Source organism: Stutzerimonas stutzeri, from assembly GCF_018138085.1.
GTDB lineage: Bacteria > Pseudomonadota > Gammaproteobacteria > Pseudomonadales > Pseudomonadaceae > Stutzerimonas > Stutzerimonas stutzeri_AI.
This window is the reverse complement of sequence record NZ_CP073105.1, coordinates 156,478-173,861: the sequence shown is the minus strand read 5'-3', so window position 1 is coordinate 173,861 and position 17,384 is coordinate 156,478. Positions and strand designations below refer to the sequence as shown.

General features: G+C 65.7%; 15 protein-coding genes. 6 read left to right on the top strand and 9 right to left on the bottom strand.

Going from position 1 to position 17,384, the window contains the following annotated elements:
- Positions 1-253 precede the first annotated feature (253 nt).
- On the bottom strand, positions 254-949 hold the full coding sequence (locus KCX70_RS00830) for a dienelactone hydrolase family protein (protein ID WP_212618990.1): 696 nt from the start codon (positions 947-949) through the stop codon (positions 254-256).
- Between the two features lie 223 nt (positions 950-1,172).
- Here KCX70_RS00830 and KCX70_RS00825 point away from each other — a divergent pair, with 223 nt between their 5' ends.
- Entirely contained in the window at positions 1,173-2,483 is a 1,311-nt protein-coding gene (locus KCX70_RS00825) for an MFS transporter (RefSeq protein WP_212618989.1), read from the top strand.
- 2 nt (positions 2,484-2,485) lie between these two features.
- Here KCX70_RS00825 and KCX70_RS00820 read toward each other — a convergent pair whose 3' ends face one another.
- Together KCX70_RS00820 and KCX70_RS00815 are read right to left on the bottom strand one after the other, a co-directional pair.
- Positions 2,486-2,818: a PilZ domain-containing protein gene (locus tag KCX70_RS00820; RefSeq protein ID WP_212618988.1), complete on the bottom strand. Its 333-nt coding sequence runs from the start codon at positions 2,816-2,818 to the stop codon at positions 2,486-2,488.
- Between the two features lie 192 nt (positions 2,819-3,010).
- Positions 3,011-3,232, bottom strand: coding sequence for a hypothetical protein (locus tag KCX70_RS00815; protein WP_021209069.1), 222 nt, complete (start codon positions 3,230-3,232; stop codon positions 3,011-3,013).
- A 184-nt stretch (positions 3,233-3,416) separates the two neighbouring features.
- Here KCX70_RS00815 and KCX70_RS00810 point away from each other — a divergent pair, with 184 nt between their 5' ends.
- Positions 3,417-4,847 carry an iron-containing redox enzyme family protein gene (locus KCX70_RS00810; RefSeq protein ID WP_212618987.1) on the top strand — a complete coding sequence of 477 codons (1,431 nt, stop codon included), beginning with the start codon at positions 3,417-3,419 and terminating at the stop codon, positions 4,845-4,847.
- A gap of 30 nt (positions 4,848-4,877) precedes the next feature.
- On the top strand, positions 4,878-5,825 hold the full coding sequence (locus tag KCX70_RS00805) for a methyltransferase (protein WP_212618986.1): 948 nt from the start codon (positions 4,878-4,880) through the stop codon (positions 5,823-5,825).
- 137 nt (positions 5,826-5,962) lie between these two features.
- On the opposite strand, the gene KCX70_RS00800 is transcribed toward KCX70_RS00805, so the two are convergent.
- The 4 genes from KCX70_RS00800 to KCX70_RS00785 all read right to left on the bottom strand — a co-directional run bounded on the left by KCX70_RS00800 (position 5,963) and on the right by KCX70_RS00785 (position 10,929).
- Positions 5,963-6,895 (bottom strand): AEC family transporter, encoded by a 933-nt coding sequence (locus KCX70_RS00800; protein ID WP_212618985.1) that lies wholly within the window; start codon positions 6,893-6,895, stop codon positions 5,963-5,965.
- Between the two features lie 798 nt (positions 6,896-7,693).
- Positions 7,694-8,218 carry a hypothetical protein gene (locus KCX70_RS00795; protein ID WP_021209073.1) on the bottom strand — a complete coding sequence of 175 codons (525 nt, stop codon included), beginning with the start codon at positions 8,216-8,218 and terminating at the stop codon, positions 7,694-7,696.
- A gap of 123 nt (positions 8,219-8,341) precedes the next feature.
- Complete coding sequence (locus tag KCX70_RS00790; protein ID WP_021209074.1) at positions 8,342-9,514, bottom strand: zinc-dependent alcohol dehydrogenase; 1,173 nt, start codon at positions 9,512-9,514, stop codon at positions 8,342-8,344.
- Between the two features lie 554 nt (positions 9,515-10,068).
- Positions 10,069-10,929, bottom strand: coding sequence for an NAD(P)H-binding protein (locus KCX70_RS00785; RefSeq protein ID WP_212618984.1), 861 nt, complete (start codon positions 10,927-10,929; stop codon positions 10,069-10,071).
- A 164-nt stretch (positions 10,930-11,093) separates the two neighbouring features.
- Here KCX70_RS00785 and KCX70_RS00780 point away from each other — a divergent pair, with 164 nt between their 5' ends.
- The 3 genes from KCX70_RS00780 to KCX70_RS00770 all read left to right on the top strand — a co-directional run bounded on the left by KCX70_RS00780 (position 11,094) and on the right by KCX70_RS00770 (position 15,573).
- A complete protein-coding gene (locus KCX70_RS00780) occupies positions 11,094-12,014 on the top strand; it encodes a hydrogen peroxide-inducible genes activator (protein ID WP_021209076.1) in 921 nt (306 codons plus the stop codon).
- A 4-nt stretch (positions 12,015-12,018) separates the two neighbouring features.
- Positions 12,019-14,094 carry an ATP-dependent DNA helicase RecG gene (recG, locus tag KCX70_RS00775; protein ID WP_021209077.1) on the top strand — a complete coding sequence of 692 codons (2,076 nt, stop codon included), beginning with the start codon at positions 12,019-12,021 and terminating at the stop codon, positions 14,092-14,094.
- 75 nt (positions 14,095-14,169) lie between these two features.
- The gene (locus tag KCX70_RS00770; RefSeq protein WP_102846298.1) at positions 14,170-15,573 is read left to right on the top strand and encodes an aminoacyl-tRNA deacylase and HDOD domain-containing protein; all 1,404 of its coding nucleotides are present in this window, start codon (positions 14,170-14,172) and stop codon (positions 15,571-15,573) included.
- 159 nt (positions 15,574-15,732) lie between these two features.
- Here the strand turns inward: KCX70_RS00770 and KCX70_RS00765 are convergent, their stop codons facing one another.
- Both KCX70_RS00765 and gspL read right to left on the bottom strand, forming a co-directional pair.
- Entirely contained in the window at positions 15,733-16,245 is a 513-nt protein-coding gene (locus KCX70_RS00765) for a type II secretion system protein M (RefSeq protein WP_212618983.1), read from the bottom strand.
- Positions 16,242-17,384, bottom strand: coding sequence for a type II secretion system protein GspL (gene gspL, locus KCX70_RS00760; RefSeq protein WP_212618982.1), 1,143 nt, complete (start codon positions 17,382-17,384; stop codon positions 16,242-16,244). The genes KCX70_RS00765 and gspL overlap by 4 nt, the downstream gene beginning before the upstream one ends.

Genomic DNA, 17,384 nt, shown 5'->3' with positions numbered 1-17,384 from the left:
TGTCTGTTGGCTCAGGGGCCGCTTTTGTAAGAGCGGCCTCTGGTCGCGATCCAAGGGCCAGCGCATGGCTGTGGTCCGGCGTGGCTGCGGATCGCAAGCAGAGCTTGCTCCTACATGAAGCGTGCGTGGTGTGTCTGCTGGCTCAGCGGCCGCTTTTGTAGGAGCGGCCTCTGGTCGCGATCCGAGGGCCAGCGCATGGCTGTGGTCCGGCGTGGCTGCGAGTCGCAAGCAGAGCTGGCTCCTACAGGGTTGGTTATAGATGCTCTGCCAGGAACACTAGGCTCCGCCCGTGTGCCAGCGCGGCGGCGTTCTGGTTGTAGGCCGGCCGTGCCCAGCAGTTGAAGCCATGGTCGACGCCCGGGTAGGTCTCGATCTGCGCCTGGCCGACCTGGGCCATTTTTTCCCGCACGGCGGCGACCGCGTCGCTGTCGATGTGGTCGTCCTCCTCGGCGAAGTGGAACAGCGTCGGGCAGGTGATCCGCTCGGCCTGGTCCAGGCGCTTCTCGATGCTGCCGGGGTAGTAACATATCGCCGCGTCGACGCCTGAGTTCGCTGCCAGCAGGTAGGACAGCACGCCGCCCATGCAGTAGCCCACCGAGGCTACGCGTCCATTGCAGTCGTCCCGCTCACGTAGCAGCTCGGCGCTGCGGCGCAGGTCGTCAATGGCAAGGTCGAAGTCCAGTGCCTTCATCAGGGCAAACGCCCGCTCCCAGTCGTCACCGTCATAGCCGAGCTGGATGCCCGGCTCGCTGCGCCAGAACAGGTCCGGGGCCAGTACCACGTAGCCATCGGACGCGTACTGATCGGCGACCGACTGGATGTGCGCGTTCACTCCGAAGATTTCCTGGATCAGCACGATACCGGGGCCATGGCCGGCCGGCGGCAGCGCCAGGTAGCCCTTGAAGGTTTTGCCGTCTTGCGCGGGAATGTCGATCCACTGTGAAGTCATGTTCGTCTCCTCTGGCATGATTGCTTGCAGCACGAGATGCCGAACCCGGCAAAGGGTCGCCGCAATGGCTTGCGACACGACCCATCCGTCAGAGTTCGCCATCGATCGAGCCCTGCGGCCAGCCCGCACACCGTCGAGGTGCAGACATTCACGGGAACGAATCCCGGCACCCACCGGGTCGAACCCCTATCCACGTCCATCCGTAACCCGCGAGGACTCGCCGATGCCCCATGGCCCCGCCGCCATCCAGCCGAGCCAGGACACCGAAGGGCGGCGCCTGAACCGCAAGGTCGCCTGGCGTCTGATTCCGTTTCTCTGCTGTTGCTACCTGGCCGCCTATCTGGACCGCATCAACGTCGGCTTCGCCAAGCTGCAGATGGCCGACCAGTTGCAGCTCAGCGATGCGGCGTTCGGTCTCGGTGCTGGTCTGTTCTTCGTCGGCTACATCCTCTTCGAGGTGCCGAGCAACCTGATCCTAAAACGCGTCGGGGCGCGGGTCTGGATTGCGCGGATCATGGTCAGTTGGGGCGTGCTTTCGGCGTGCACCTTACTGGTCACCACGCCTGCCCAGTTCTACGTGCTGCGCCTGCTGCTGGGCATCGCCGAGGCCGGTTTCCTGCCGGGTGTACTGTATTACCTGACGCTGTGGTTCCCGACCCACCGGCGCGGACGGATGATCGCGCTGTTCATGATCGGGCTGCCGCTGTCCAGCGTCATCGGTGCGCCGCTGTCGGGCTGGATCCTCGAAGCCTTCGACGGACTCCAGGGCCTGCGCGGCTGGCAGTGGCTGTTCCTGCTCGAGGGCGTGCCCAGCGTGTTGCTCGGGCTGCTGGCGTTACGGCTGCTTCCCGAAGGGCCACAGGACGCCGAATGGCTGGACCTGCGCGAACAGGGCCATCTTCTGCGCGACCTGACGGTGGACGAGGCGCAGAGCCCGGCCAGCGGAGACAGCTTTCGCCAGGGCTTTTTCAACCTGAAGGTGTGGATGCTCGGCGGCATCGATTTTGCGATCCTGCTCAGCGCTTACGCCATGGGTTTCTGGATGCCGACCTTCATTCGCCAGGCCGGCGTCGCCGATGCGTCCGATATCGGCCTGCTGACGGCGCTGCCAAGCATCGCCGCGGTGGTCGGCATGCTCGCGCTCGGGGCCAGCTCCGACCGGTTCCGCGAGCGCCGCTGGCACATCATCCTGCCATTCTGGATTGGCGCCGCCGCCATGGCGGCCAGTACTGCGTTCACCGACAACGTGGTGGCAACGGTGCTGCTGTTCTCCATCGCCCAGACGGCGATCATCGGCGCGGTTCCGGTGTTCTTCAGCCTGCCGGCAACCTTCCTCACCGGCACCGCGGCGGCGACCGGTTTCGCCCTGGCCTGCTCCTTGGCGAACATCGCCGGCCTGGTGAGCAACACCCTGATCGGGTTCGCGCTGGACATCACGGGCCGCAGCGGCGGCGCCCTGCTGTTCTTCGCCGCCTGCCTCGTGCTGGGCTCGCTGCTGGTGGTCGCGCTACCGGCCAAGGTGGTCAATCGCTAGGCTCAACGGCGCCTGGGCAGTAACCGGCCAACCAGTTCGATGAAGGCCGGGCTCGGCCGATCGAGCGAGAAGCCCATCTCGAAGGCGTCGCGGCGCGAATCCTTGCGCACCCACTGGCAGATCACCACGACATGGACCTCGCGCAACCGCTCGCCCTCGTCGGGCACGTGCACAATCATCTCGTAGCAACCGCTCACGCCAAGCGGCTGCTTGGCCACCAGGCGCAGGCCGCCCATCGACAGGTCGGCGAGATAGCCCATGGGCTCACCGCTAAGGTGATTGGTCACCAGGATTCGGCTGAGGTGACGAAAGCTGAGGCGGGAGTGTTGGCGCATGGAGGGCTCGGCTGTCTCGTTCGACCGCTAGGTATCGGAGCGGAACGGGTCCGGCGCCGACCATTGGTTGCTCAGAGGCAGCAGGCGACCGCAAATGGCCGAACATTAAGCCGGCCACGGTATTTTTTAACGCAAGGGCAAACCGACGTGGTCGTGACCGCCGTTGCCCTGGTCTGCCAGCGGGTCGGGCCGCTAGCGTTCCTCGCGCGGCTGGCGAGCAGGGTCGTCGCTGACCTCTTCGGCCATGTCCTTGGGCACGTTGTAGGCGCCCCCCGGCACGTCATCGCGATCGCCGCCGGCGACCTCACCGTTGCGTACGCGCTCGGTTCCCGCGCCGCTCGCCTGCTCGCCACGCTCGCCTTTGCGGTCTTCGATGGTCTCGAGGTTTTCCTTGCCGCGTTCGGTTGGGTTCATGAAGGTCTCCTGCGTCTGGATGTGGATAGGGCCCGTCAAGGTAGGAAGGCCGACATTGGCAGAAGTTGCATACCGATCGCCACGCATCGATGGTCGGCCATTCGGCAGAAGCGCTGAACTAAATTCTGCTCGCCATGGCCCAAAAACCATCAGGGGACGACCCTCACTGCCGCCGTGTGAATGTATGCAATTGACCCGAAGCCTGCCCGTAACCGCCGTTCCCGTTAGCATCGAGACGGCCGCGTCCGCCAGGTCGCTTTACTTCGCCCTGCTGGACACGCCCGAGCGCGAGGAGGTCCGTAGCCAGGCGGCCGAATACCTGACCACTCAGCTGGAGATCGCCGCCCGCCTGCCCTGCGATCTTCCGCAGCAGCCGTCCGGCCTCGACGAATGGCTGGACTCCCATGTCGCCAGGGTCGGTGGCGAGTACCAGGGCTATCTCGATGCCCGCCGTGCCGGCGCCCCGCGTCGCTATTTCATCAGCAAGGCCCACGCGCTGCATTTCCTGCGCGGCGTGGCGCCGACCAAGCTGGTCGACGGCGCCTGGCTCTATGGCCTGCTGCATCACTGGGACGACGCGCGTTTCACCGCGCTGATCCAGACTTACCTGGAGGAGCTCGGCGAAGGGCAGCCGGAGAAGAACCATGTGGTGCTGTACCGCAAGCTGCTCGCCAGCCAGGGGTGCGACGACTGGCAGAGCCTGGACGACGACAACTTCGTCCAGGGCGCGATCCAGCTGGCCTTGGCCGAGCACGCCGAGCAGTTCCTGCCGGAAGTCATCGGCTTCAACCTGGGCTACGAGCAGCTGCCGCTGCACCTGCTGATCAGTGCTTACGAACTCACCGAACTGGGCATCGACCCTTATTACTTCACCCTGCATGTGACGGTCGACAACGCCGACAACGGCCACGCGAAAAAGGCCATCCAGGGCCTTCTCGCCGCCTGGCCGCAGGTGGGCGACAGCGAAGAATTCTATCGCCGGGTAATGAACGGTTACCGCCTCAACGACCTGGGCGCCAGCACGGTTTCGGTGATCGCCGGGTTCGATCCGGAGCAGGAAGTGCTACGCGTGCTGGAAAAGAAGGCCGGGGTCGGTCAGTTCGTGCATTCGGATTACTGCCGCTTCGACGGCTACACGGTCAACCAGTGGCTGGCGGAGCCGGAGCGGATTAGCCAGTTCCTCGAGACCCTGCAGCGTCGCGGCTGGATCAAGCGCCACGCCGACCCGCAGCTCAGCCGCTTCTGGCAGTTGATCACCGGTGAGCAGGGGCCCATGTTCGGTGTCTTCAGCGCCCATGAGCAGCAGCTGATCCATGACTGGATCGCCGGTGACTGGCTGGCAGAGCAGGCGCCAGCCCGCGGCCGACCACGCCCCACACCGGTCCCGCGTCCGCACGCAGTGAACGAGCCCCCCTCGCAGGCCACTCCTGCGCCTGAACAGAATCATGTCGTGAGCGACTTCGACCAGGAAACCCAACTGCTGGAAGCGCAACTGGCGCAACTGCCGACCCGCGAGGCACGCATGCGTCACCTGCTGCCGCTGCTGGCCCCGAGTCGCCACCACAGCGCCGCCGGCCTGTTGGCTACCCGGCGCTTTACCGGACTTTTCAATTGAAGGCGAAACCTCGCCAGGGAAGCGAAACACATGACCACTGAAACAGCCCAGGACCGCGCACTGCTGCAGCTGGCGCAGGCGCTACGCGAGCGCGGCTATCACTTCATCACTCCCACGCCGCTGACTCACGAGCGGGTCAACGCCCGGGTCGAAAACCAGCTGGCGAAGGACCTGGCCGGCGTCTTTGGTTGGAGCCGGTCCTTCCAGCACGAGCTGCTGCCCTCTTCGATCTTCAGCCTGATGGATCAGGCGGGCGTGCTTGCGCCTTGCGATTCGCGCTGGCGCAGCCGGGTGCGGCTATCGAGCCTCGACGGTCAGTTGTTCGTGCATTCGGCCTATCCCACCGACGCGGCGGACGCGGTGTTCTTCGGCCCGGATACTTATCGCTTCGCCAACGCCATCCAGGCCCATCTGAACAACCACAAAGGACATATCGGTCGCGCCGTGGACATCGGTTGCGGCTCGGGCGCGGGCGCCATCCTGACGGCATTGGCGCGGCCTCAGGCGGAGGTGCTGGCGGTGGACATCAACCCGTCGGCGCTGCGCATGACCCGTATCAACGCGGCACTGGCCGGAGCCGACAACCTCAAAGCGCGCCACAGCGACCTGCTCAATGACGTCGACGGCGAATTCGACCTGATCCTGGCCAACCCACCCTACCTGGTCGATCCGGACGAGCGTGCATATCGCCATGGTGGCGGTCCCCTCGGGGCCGGGCTGTCCCTGGCGATTTTCGACAGTGCGCTGCAGCGGCTCGCCCCGTGCGGCACTTTGCTGCTCTATACCGGCGTGGCGATGCACGGCAATCAAGACCCGTTCCACCGCGAAATCGAACAACGCCTCGAAGGCCGCGGGCTGGAATGGCGATACCGTGAAGTCGACCCAGACGTCTTCGGTGAGGAACTGCTCGATGGCGCCTATACCGAATGCGACCGGATCGCCGCGGTCGTGTTGGAAGTGACGCGTCCGGCGGGCTGAACATTACCGAGTGGAAAACGCTTCGCGGTTTTCCACGGGGTGGCCATCCACCCTACCACCGGCCCAGGCGTACCAGGACCTCCATATGGGCAGCAGATCCGTAGGATGGGTGCAACCCATCGACCCGAGCTGCCCATCTAGACCGGCAACAGCACCAGACACGCCGACAGGGTGAGCAGAGAGCCGAGCGTCGATAGCAGCACCACGCGCGACACGCGGGACGCCTCGCGGCCATAGAATTCGGCGAGCATGTAAGGCCCGGTGCCGGTGGGCAGCGCGCTCAGCAACAGCGCGGAATAAGCCCACAGCGCCGGCAGCTCGAAGACCTGGAACGCCAGGAACCAGGTGATCAGCGGCTGGACCACCAGCTTCAGCGTGACCAACGGCCATACGCCGCCGATCTTGCCGCCCGGCTGCGGCTGCGCAAGGAACAACCCCAGCGACACCAACGCACAGGGCGCAGCCGCCGCGCCGAGCAACTTCAGCAACGTCGCCAACGGCACCGGCAGTTCCAGTCCGCCCGCCGCCCACAACCCACCCAGCATCGGCGCTACCACCAGCGGGTTACGCAGCAGCGCGACGCTGACCTTGCGCAGCGTCCGGCTGAAGCCCTGCCCGGCGTGCAATCCGGTTTCCACGCAGGCCAGCGCGATGGCGAACAGCACACACACCACGATGATCGAGGCCACCATTGCCGGCTGCAGCGCTTCGTCACCGAGCACCAGCATGCACAACGGAATGCCGATATAACCGGTATTGGCGTAGGACGCGCCGAGCGCATCGAGGCTGGCGTCGGCCAAAAGCTGCCTCTGCCACAGTCGATAACCGAGCGTGAAGCCGAAGACGCCGAGGCAGCCCACCGAGAACGCGGTGATAAAGCCCGGCTGCCAAAGCTGCTGCCAGGTAGAATTGGCGACGACGCTGAACAGCAGCGCCGGCAACCCCAGCCAGACCACGAACCGGTTCAGCTCGGAGGCCCCGGTCGGGCCCATGCGCCCGGTGCGGCGACACAGGTAGCCCAGGAAGATCAGCGCAAAGACCGGCAGAACGACATTGACGACGGCGGACATGGACTCTCAGCGGCAGGTTGGCCGCCAGTAGGCTGGCGGTGCGGGGAAGGCAGTGGCCGGAACGGACCGGTTGCAGACCTTAGCAAGAAATGGATCTTCGCGGGTTGTGGGCTCGTCAGGGTGCTCTTGGATTTGCTCAAGCGGAATCGAGCTGATTGATAGCGCGGTTTCGCCTTGGAGGGCGATGGGCTTCGCCCATCCTACTGACTGTGCTTGCCCTCAATCGCAATCGAGACCGCTCCTACGGGGGTTGATGCTGCTCTCTTTCACGGTCAAGACCGCTCCCACAGGGGTTAGTGCCGGCACTCTTCGCGGTCGAGACCGCTCCTACAAAGGGCTGGTGCTTGCAGGTGAGGCCGTGCGCGCGGCATCGCTCTTGTGGGAGCGGTCTTGACCGCGAGTTTTTCAGCGAAACGGCGCTATCAGGTAATTCAGTCATCCACATCAGAGGTCCATTCAGGCACGCGGCGATCCTCCAACCCATAGGCCTCTGCTCAATGCAACAGCGTCGACGGACTGTATCCATTGACGGGCCCGCACCTGAGTACTCCCCCGAAGCAATCGAGCCATTCGCGGTCAAGACCGCTCCCACAGGGGTTAGTGCTGGCACTCTTACGGTCGAGACCGCTCCTACTGAGGGCTGGTGCTTGCGGGTGAGGCTGTGCGCGCGGCATCGCTTTTGTGGGAGCGGTCTTGACCGCGAGTTTTTCAGCGAAGCCGCGCTATTACGCAATGGGCCACCGGTATCGAGCGCCCATCCCAAGCGGCGATGGTTCCCTCAACCGTCAACCCTCAGCCTCAATGCAACAGCATCGACGAACTATACCCATTCGGCTCGGCGCGCCCTGCCGCGAACTCCGCTTCGACCCGTCCTCGCATGGCATCGGTGCCCTGCGGAAAGCCGCTACGATCGCTGTAATCCCACTCGGTCACCAGTTGGCTTTCGCTCGCCAGGCCCTTGGCACAGGAAATATCCAGCGCGGTGATGCCAGCCACAGCGCCCGCGGCGATGGCCGCGTTGACCTGTTCGGTGCCATTCTCGATGCTCAGGCCCAGGCCGACGAGGTCCAGCGCGTCGCCACCGATACGCCCGTAAATCCAGGGCTTGGGATCGTCGGTAAGCAGCAGGCCAACGCCGGTGGCAATCTCCCGCGCCCCGCAGGCGCGGATCAGCCCTTCGTTGCCGGGCACGCCGAGAAACCGCGCCAGCTTGCCCGGCATCAGCACTTCGGCCAGCCCCAGCCCGATGCTGAACCAGCCGAGGCCACGGGCCAGCGTGCGGGCTGAATGGTTGGTACGGGTAACACGATGTGGAACGCTCATGGGAATACCTCCTCAGGAGCCGCCTCACGTCGCGAGACGGCGCTATCGGGCCCTGTGAAAACATCGCAAGCGAAACTCAGGCAAGGCGATCAGCCGAGCGCAGCCGTTTGCACAGGGTCTGGCTCAGGGTTTGAGAACGACCTTGATGCAGCCGTCATGCTTGTCTCGGAAGGTCTTGTACATCTCCGGACCCTGCTCGAGGCTGACGCTGTGGGTGATGACGAAGGAGGGATCGATCTGGCCTTCCTGAATCCGCTTGAGCAGATCATCGGTCCAGCGGTTGACGTGGGTCTGGCCCATGCGGAAGGTCAGCGCCTTGTTCATCGCCGCGCCGAACGGGATCTTGTCGATCAGGCCGCCATAGACGCCAGGAATCGAAATGATGCCGCCCGGCCGGCAGACGTAGATCATCTCGCGCAGCACGTGGGGCCGGTCGGTTTCCATCATCAGCGCCTGCTTGGCGCGGTCGTACATGGAATCCACCGAGCGCGCCGCATGCGCCTCCATGCCCACCGAGTCGATGCACTTGTCCGGCCCCTTGCCGCGGGTCAGTTCCTTCAGACGCTCGAGCACGCTCTCCTCATCGAAGTTGATGGTGATGGCGCCGCCGGCGCGGGCCATGGACAGCCGCTCGGGCACATGATCGATGCAGATGACCTGCTCGGCACCCATCATCAGCGCGCTGCGAATGGCGAACTGGCCGACCGGCCCCGCGCCCCACACGGCCACGGTGTCGGTGGGCTGGATGTCGCATTGCGCTGCGGCCTGCCAGCCGGTGGGCAGGATGTCACCGAGAAACAGCACCTGCTCGTCGGTCATCCCGTCGGGGATCACGACCGGGCCGACATCGGCATAGGGCACACGAACGAACTCGGCCTGGCCGCCGGCGTAACCGCCGGTCAGGTGGGTGTAGCCATACAGGCCGGCGGTGGTGTGGCCGAAGACCTTGTCGGCCACGTCCTTGTTGCGGTTGGTGCGCTCGCACACGGAGAAGTTGCCCCGGCGGCACTGATCGCACTCGCCGCAGACGATGGTGAAGGGCACCACCACGCGGTCGCCGACCTTGAGCTTCTTGTTCGCCGAGCCGACTTCCATGACCTCGCCCATGAACTCGTGGCCCATGATGTCGCCGTGCTGCATGCCGGGCATGAAACCGTCGTAGAGGTGCAGGTCGGAGCCGCAGATGGCGCAGGACGACACTTTGATGATGGCGTCACGGGGATCTTCGATCGTTGGATCAGGGACGTGGTTGTCACAGCGGATGTCGTGCTTACCGTGCCAGCGAAGGGCTCTCATGGGGAAAAATCTCCTGCTTCGGTGTTCGAAAACGCCGCCGTGGTGGTTCTTCCTGATGTCTTCGCCGCGCTGCGGCAGTTGCTCCTGACCCACTGCTGCCACGCGGCAGGGTGTGTGGCGTGCGTGCTATCAGAGTATTAGTAAGCACGATGGCGGCAGAGTTGCGGGAAATGACCGCGAATCCGGCGGATTGCCGACGGGCTGTCGTCTGCGGGTTGGCATCATGAGATCGCGAAGGGGCTTCGCAGTGCTGCTTCGAGGTCGAACCACACCGGACCTGTGGGAGCGGTCTCGACCGCGAATTGGGTGGCCACCCCGCGAGCGTCAACGCCTGACTAAGTAGGCCTCGCGGCCCGATATCGCTTGAATAAAAACGAACCCGTCATCCGTGTCTCACTTCATTCGCGGTCGAGACCGCTCCCACGAAAGCACCGTGGCGAAGCAGCCCGGTCCTGCAAAAAGCTGACGCGAGCGAGCGTGCTCGCGGAAAGGGGCGGGCGCGGTTTGGATGTCGTACAGCGCGCCCAAGCCGACTCCGACGCGATGCAAAACTATTAGCCCTTGCCCGGGCGGATACCGGCGTAGCCGTTACGATAGCTGGCGTATTTCGGCACCCAACCCAGCGCCCGCGCCCGGGTGTTGCGGCAGCGCTTGCTGCCGGCGCGACGGGTCATGCTCTGCTCGGCCCACTGGGTCACACCGAGGCGCTCGCGCAGCCAGTCGACGACCTCATGCAGCGGCGCCGGGTCATCGTCGACACCCAGGTAGCAATCTTCCAGGTCACCACCGGCGTGATCGGTCTGTAGCAGGCAGGCCAACAGCGCCGCGGCGTCGTCACGATGGATTCGGTTGCTGTACTGCGGGGGCTCACGGTCGACCCGCAGGCCGGCGCGCACCTGATTCTGCATCCACGGCCGGGCCGGATCGTACAAACCCGCCATGCGCACCCGGGTGGCCGGAATCCCGCTGTCCAGCGCCAGCTGCTCGGCCTCGAGCATCACCCGGCCGGTGTAGCCGGCGGGCTCGGTGGGCGATGTTTCGTCGATCCAGCCTCCGTCGTTCTGCGCATAGACACCCGTGCTGGACACGAACAGAAGCCGTTTGGGCCGCTGGCCGCGCTGTTGCAGCCAGCCGAGCACGTTGCGCAGGCCGTCGACATAGGCCGACCGGTATCCCGGCTCGTCATGTTGGCTGGCCGAAGCGGCATAGACCAGGTAATCCAGCGTGCCGTTGGGCCAGCTGCGCGGCACCTCCGGGGCCGACAGGTCGCCCTTGACCGGCAAGATGGGTACCGGCAAGTCCGCCGCCTGGCGGCGCAGGCCATAGACCGTCCAGCCCGCCCGGCTGAGTTGCAATCCGAGACGAATACCCACGTCGCCGCAGCCGGCGATCATTACCGAAGGTCGAGTTGCCATGGCGGTTGCTCCATAACCGTGCGGGCCACCGATTCGGCCCGCGTGGATGAAGTGTAACGCTGCCGCGAATCGGCCGCCGATCAGCTTTGAAGGAACGGCTGGCAGCCAGTTGGTTCGAACACGAGCAAAGGCTATGCTAGCCGGCACTCTGATGGAATAACGCTATGACACTGACCGAACTGCGCTACATCGTTACGCTCGCCCAGGAATCTCACTTCGGCCGCGCCGCCGAACGTTGCCACGTCAGCCAGCCCACCTTGTCGGTCGGGGTGAAGAAGCTCGAGGACGAGCTTGGCGTGCTGATCTTCGAGCGGACCAAGAGCGCAGTACGGCTGACCCCGGTGGGCGAGGGCATCGTCACCCAGGCGCAGAAGGTGCTGGAGCAGGCGCAGAGCATTCGTGAACTGGCCCAGGCCGGCAAGAACCAGCTGGCCTCGCCGCTGAAGGTCGGTGCCATCTATACCGTCGGCCCCTACATGTTCCCGCACCTGATCCCGCAGCTGCATCGCGTGGCGCCGGACATGCCGCTGTATATCGAAGAGAATTTCACCCACATCCTGCGTGACAAGCTGCGCACCGGCGAGCTGGACGCGATCATCATCGCGCTGCCGTTCCAGGAAGCCGACGTGCTGACCTTGCCGCTGTATGACGAGCCGTTCTACGTGCTGATGCCAGCCAACCATCCCTGGTCGAAAAAGCAAACCATCGACGCGGAAATGCTCAACGACAAGAGCCTGCTGCTGCTCGGCGAAGGCCACTGCTTCCGTGATCAGGTGCTCGAAGCCTGCCCGACCACCCGCAAGGGCGAGGCGCCCAGCCACACCACGGTGGAGTCGTCGTCGCTGGAGACCATCCGCCACATGGTCGCCTCCGGCCTCGGCGTGTCGATCCTGCCGCTGTCGGCGGTCGATAGCCATCACTACTCCCCGGGCGTGCTGGACATTCGCCCGATGACCGCGCCGGTGCCGTTCCGCACCGTGGCGATCGCCTGGCGCGCCAGCTTCCCGCGGCCGAAGGCCATCGAGGTGCTGGCCGACTCCATCCGCCTGTGCTCGGTCGCCAAACCCGCGGCGGCGAACGCCTGAGCCGATGAGCGAACTGGCGGCGGTGCCGGTTACCGCAATCAAGGGCGTCGGCGCCGCGCTGGCCGAAAAGCTGGCCAAGGTCGGCCTGGAAACCCTCCAGGACCTGCTGTTCCACCTGCCGTTGCGCTATCAGGACCGCACCCGCATCGTGCCGATCGGTGCGCTGCGTCCGGGCCAGGACGCGGTGGTCGAAGGCACGGTGACCGGTGCCGATATCGTCATGGGCCGGCGGCGCAGCCTGCTGGTGCGCCTGCATGACGGTAGCGGCAGCCTCAGCCTGCGCTTCTATCACTTCAGCCAGGCGCAGAAGGAAGCCCTCAAGCGCGGTACCCAGGTGCGCTGCTATGGCGAGGCCAGGCCGGGCGCCTCAGGTCTTGAGATCTACCACCCCGAATACCGCGCCCTGACCGACAGCGAGCCGGTTGCCGTCGAGCAGACGCTGACACCGATCTACCCGACCACCGAAGGCCTGACCCAGCAGCGTCTGCGCCAGCTGACCGCTCAGGCGCTGGCGCGGCTCGGCCCGCACAGCCTGCCCGACTGGCTCCCCGACGAGCTGACCCGCGACTATCGGCTGGCCAAGCTGGACGAAGCGATCCGCTACCTGCATCGGCCACCGCCGGATGCCGATCTGGAAGAGCTCGCCGAAGGCCGCCACTGGGCGCAGCACCGGCTGGCGTTCGAGGAGTTGCTGACTCACCAACTGTCGATGCAACGCCTGCGCGAGAGCAGCCGCGCGCAGCACGCGCCGCCGCTGCCAGCGGCGCGCGAGCTGCCGCAGCGCTATCTGCAGAACCTCGGTTTCCAGCCCACCGGCGCGCAGCAGCGGGTTGGCGCCGAAATCGCCTATGACCTGGCCCAGGACGAGCCCATGCTGCGGCTGGTGCAGGGCGACGTCGGCGCCGGCAAGACGGTGGTCGCCGCCCTCGCCGCCTTGCAGGCGCTGGAAGCCGGCTATCAGGTGGCGCTGATGGCACCCACCGAGATTCTCGCCGAGCAGCACTTCATCACCTTCTGCAAATGGCTGGAGCCGCTGGGCATCGAAGTTGCCTGGCTGGCCGGCAAGCTCAAGGGCAAGGCGCGCACCGCGGCGCTGGAGCGTATCGCGGCGGGCTGCCCGATGGTGGTGGGCACGCATGCGCTGTTCCAGGACGAGGTGCAGTTCCGCCGGCTGGCGCTGGTGATCATCGACGAGCAGCACCGCTTCGGCGTGCAGCAACGCCTGGCACTGCGACGCAAGGGTGTCGACGGCCGGCTCTGCCCGCACCAGCTGATCATGACCGCCACGCCGATCCCACGGACCCTGGCGATGAGCGCCTACGCCGACCTGGACACCTCGATCCTCGACGAGCTGCCGCCTGGTCGCACCCCGGTAAACACCGTGCTGGTGGCCGACAGCCGCCGCCTGGAGGTCATCGAGCGAGTGCGTTCGGCCTGCAACGAAGGCCGTCAGGCCTACTGGGTCTGCACCCTGATCGAGGAGTCCGAGGAGCTCACCTGCCAGGCTGCCGAGACCACCTTCGAGGATCTGTCGGCGGCGCTCGGCGGGCTCCATGTCGGGCTGATCCATGGCCGCATGAAACCGGCCGAGAAGGCTGCGGTGATGGCTGAATTCAAGGAAGGACGGTTGCAGCTGCTGGTCGCCACCACGGTGATCGAGGTCGGCGTCGACGTGCCCAACGCCAGCCTGATGATCATCGAAAACCCCGAGCGCCTGGGGCTCGCCCAGCTGCATCAACTGCGCGGGCGGGTCGGCCGGGGCAGTGCCGCCAGCCATTGCGTGCTGCTCTACCATCCGCCGTTGTCGCAGATCGGTCGCGAACGGCTGGCTATCATGCGCGAAACCTGCGATGGCTTCATCATCGCCGAGAAGGATCTGGAACTGCGCGGTCCCGGCGAAATGCTCGGTACCCGACAGACCGGGCTGCTGCAATTCAAGGTCGCCGACCTGATGCGCGACGCGGACCTGCTGCCGGCGGTGCGTGACGCCGCCCAGGCGCTTCTGGCACATTGGCCGCAGCATGTCAGCCCATTGTTGGAGCGCTGGTTGCGCCATGGACAGCAATACGGTCAGGTCTGACGCTCGTCGACAAACGCAAACCACAATAACCATAAGGCTATACTGCGCCGATTGGGAATAAGACGGACAACGCTCATGAATACGGCCGCCAGCAGCAACCACAACATCACGCTCCCGCCAATGATCGTCCAATTGCTGGACAAGCTGGCGCTGCCCTACCGCATCTGCGAGGACCGCCCGGACTATGATCCTTCCCGGCGCGTGCAAGCGGTGCTGGTCGACGATGCCATCGGCGCGCTGCTGGTGCTCTATCCCCGCGACCACCTGCTCGACCTGCCGAGCCTGGTGGAGCTCACCGGACGCCAGCTGATCGCCGTCAAGCCCGAGCGACTGATGCGCATGCTGACCAAGCACGACCTGAAGGAGCTGCCCGGCCTGCCGCCCTTGACCAGTTCACCGTGCCTGTATGAAGAGCGCCTGCTGCAACAACCGGAGCTGCTCATCGAGTCCGGGCAGCCGGGCGTGCTGCTGGCCATGGCGAGCAACGACTTCAAGCTGTTGTTGAGCAAGGCCAGCGCCGGACGCTTCGCCGTGCCGCTGAGCCAGATCAAGCCCAACCTCGACCGTCCCGAACAGGACAGCGAACAGATCACCCTGGCGGTGCAGAGCTTCACCGCCAGGCGTATCCAGAAGCGCCTGGAAGAAACCATCGAGATCCCGCCGCTGGCGCAGACGGCGCAGAAGATCATCAAGCTGCGCGTCGATCCCGACGCCACGGTGGACGACATCACCGGCGTGGTGGAGACCGACCCCGCCCTGGCCGCGCAGGTCGTCAGTTGGGCGGCCTCCCCCTACTACGCCGCGCCCGGCAAGATCCGCTCGGTCGAGGACGCCATCGTGCGGGTGCTCGGCTTCGATCTGGTGATCAACCTGGCGCTGGGCCTGGCCCTGGGCAAGACCCTGAGCCTGCCCAAGGACCAGCCGCAACAGGCCACCCCCTACTGGCAGCAGGCGATCTACACCGCAGCGGTGATCGAGGGGCTGAACCGGGCCATCCCGCGCACCCAGCGGCCCGAGGCCGGCCTGAGCTATCTGGCCGGACTGCTGCACAACTTCGGCTATCTGGTCCTCGCCCACGTCTTTCCGCCGCACTTCTCGCTGATCTGCCGGCACCTGGAAATCAACCCGCACCTGAGCCACAGCGTCATCGAACAGCACCTGCTGGGCATCACCCGCGAGCAGATCGGCGCCTGGCTGATGCGCTACTGGGGCATGCCCGACGAACTGTCTACCGCGCTGCGTTTCCAGAACGATCCGTACTACCAGGGCGAGCATGCCGGACATGCCAACCTGGTCTGCCTGGCGGTACGCCTGCTACGCAACCGTGGCATCGGTGACGGCCCCTACGGCGAGATTCCCGATGAGCTGTTCGATCGCCTCGGACTGAGTCGGGACAAGGCCAACGATGTGGTCAACAAGGTGCTCGACGCCGAAGCGGCGCTACGTGCCCTGGCGATGCAGATTCACCCTGCGACCTGAGTCGGCTGCAACCTCCGGGCCGGCGCTCGGCCCGGAGTCGGCAACCTCGCCTCGGTCCTGAACTGCCGGCTCCGGCTCGTCCAGCGATTCCAACGGTTGCTCTGGCTCGGCTGCGGACTTGACGCCTGGTCGGGCTGACCAACCTCCCTGCAGCCGCACTCAGCTGCCGGCGCGGAAACTCACCCGGGCGTCCACCACGCCTTCACCGACCCGGCTGATGCTGACCTCGGCGAGGCTCGCGCCCGCCGTCTGCAACTCCTCGAACCAGCGCAGCAGGGCAGCGTACGACGCGCCGGGCAATGCCACCTGGAGACTGCCGTCGTTGCCGATGTCGAAGCTTTCGATGACCAGTCCCCGCTGCTGCGCGCTCTGGGTCACCAGCCCCTGAAGTTGCTCGGGCGCCAGTGAAACCGGCTGGCTGCGCGACATCTGCCGCGCCAGTTCGGTGTTCTGCTCCAGATAGCCGTACAACTGCCGCTCCTGCTGGAAGTCCGCGCGGGCCTGGCGTACGCGCTGCTGCGCCGGTTGCCAGAGCAGCAGGTAGAACAGCACCACCAGCAGGAACGCTCCGAGCAGGGTCAAGGACAGCCGCTCGCGCGGTTGCAGGCGCTGCCAGCGCAACCACAGCGGGGATTCGGTCAAACGCACCTGCATTTGCTGTCTCAGATTCATCCCCGACCTCCGACTACCACGCGCGCGCTGACCGCGTCGCCGTCACGGCTGGCCGAGCCCAGCTGAACGTTCTCGGCGGTTTCGCCCAGACGTTGACGCAACTGTTCGAGCGTTGCGAAGTCGCTGGCACGGACCTGCAAGGCAAGGTCGCCGCGCGCTTGGTTGTAATCGAGCTGACTGATGGTCACCGCAACCCCTTCGGTCATGGCCAGCGCCACCTCGTCGAGCAGGCGCATGAAGCCCGAAGGCCCTCCGGCCCGCTGGCCGATGTGCTCATCGAACTGCGCACGCAGGTTGACGATGCGCCGGTCTTCGGGGAACAGCTCGCTGTACAGCGCACGGCTGGACTGCGAGTACCGTTCGGCCTGACGTTCCAGCGACCAGGCCTGGACCAGGTTGAAGATCAGTTGCACCGCCAGCACCAGCGCGAGCACTACCAGCGCCGGCTTCCACCGGCCCAGCCCACTGCCGGCAGCCTTCACCGCGAAGTCGCCCTGAGCCAGATTCAGCGCCGCAGCGCGCCCGGCGGCGAGAAAGCGATAGGGATCATCGACCGGCTGATAATCGTCAAGCAGCGGCGGTGCTTCGTCCGGGGTGCCATGTCCGTGGCGGGGCGACGGGCATTGGCCGGCCAGATGCGGCCACTGCTGGAGGTCGAAGGCCAGCCGCGCCTCCTGAGCGCCGCCCAGCAAGGCGCGCGCGCCGATGACCATCAGCTGCGTCCCGTCGCGGGGCAACAGGTCGGCGTCTACGTGGATGGCGACGATGGTCAGCCCCTGCGCCTGCAGGTCGGCCAGCCAATCGGCCAGCAGCTGTCGGCGCACGGCAATGACTCGCCTCCGGCCGTCGTCCAGTGCATCGCCGTGGGTCAGGTGCAGGTTGTCGACGTTCTCGGCCAACAGCTCTTCTACCGCATAGGCCAGCGCCTGGCTGATCCAGCGCGCCTTGCGAGTCGGCAGATTGACCGCCACGGCGCTGCAAACCTCGGCCGGCAGCACCAGGGTCACCGCTGCCGGGGCCTGCTCGGCGCAGCTGGCCAGCGACATCCAGCCGCCGTCGCCCTCGCCCGGTAACCAGTAGACCTGGGAGTCGGCACCGAGTCGGGTGCCGCAATCGGCAGGCAGAAACAGGCAGTCCAT

Bases quoted from the DNA above. Each gene is read 5' to 3' on its own strand.
- KCX70_RS00820 (WP_212618988.1), bottom strand. From the start codon at position 2,818: ATGCGCCAACACTCCCGCCTCAGCTTTCGTCACCTCAGCCGAATCCTG.
- KCX70_RS00790 (WP_021209074.1), bottom strand. From the start codon at position 9,514: ATGAGAGCCCTTCGCTGGCACGGTAAGCACGACATCCGCTGTGACAAC.
- KCX70_RS00810 (WP_212618987.1), top strand. From the start codon at position 3,417: ATGCAATTGACCCGAAGCCTGCCCGTAACCGCCGTTCCCGTTAGCATC.
- KCX70_RS00800 (WP_212618985.1), bottom strand. From the start codon at position 6,895: ATGTCCGCCGTCGTCAATGTCGTTCTGCCGGTCTTTGCGCTGATCTTC.
- KCX70_RS00785 (WP_212618984.1), bottom strand. From the start codon at position 10,929: ATGGCAACTCGACCTTCGGTAATGATCGCCGGCTGCGGCGACGTGGGT.
- KCX70_RS00765 (WP_212618983.1), bottom strand. From the start codon at position 16,245: ATGAATCTGAGACAGCAAATGCAGGTGCGTTTGACCGAATCCCCGCTG.
- KCX70_RS00770 (WP_102846298.1), top strand. From the start codon at position 14,170: ATGAATACGGCCGCCAGCAGCAACCACAACATCACGCTCCCGCCAATG.
- KCX70_RS00805 (WP_212618986.1), top strand. From the start codon at position 4,878: ATGACCACTGAAACAGCCCAGGACCGCGCACTGCTGCAGCTGGCGCAG.
- KCX70_RS00795 (WP_021209073.1), bottom strand. From the start codon at position 8,218: ATGAGCGTTCCACATCGTGTTACCCGTACCAACCATTCAGCCCGCACG.
- KCX70_RS00830 (WP_212618990.1), bottom strand. From the start codon at position 949: ATGACTTCACAGTGGATCGACATTCCCGCGCAAGACGGCAAAACCTTC.
- KCX70_RS00780 (WP_021209076.1), top strand. From the start codon at position 11,094: ATGACACTGACCGAACTGCGCTACATCGTTACGCTCGCCCAGGAATCT.
- KCX70_RS00825 (WP_212618989.1), top strand. From the start codon at position 1,173: ATGCCCCATGGCCCCGCCGCCATCCAGCCGAGCCAGGACACCGAAGGG.
- gspL (WP_212618982.1), bottom strand. From the start codon at position 17,384: ATGGACTGCCTGTTTCTGCCTGCCGATTGCGGCACCCGACTCGGTGCC.
- recG (WP_021209077.1), top strand. From the start codon at position 12,019: ATGAGCGAACTGGCGGCGGTGCCGGTTACCGCAATCAAGGGCGTCGGC.
- KCX70_RS00815 (WP_021209069.1), bottom strand. From the start codon at position 3,232: ATGAACCCAACCGAACGCGGCAAGGAAAACCTCGAGACCATCGAAGAC.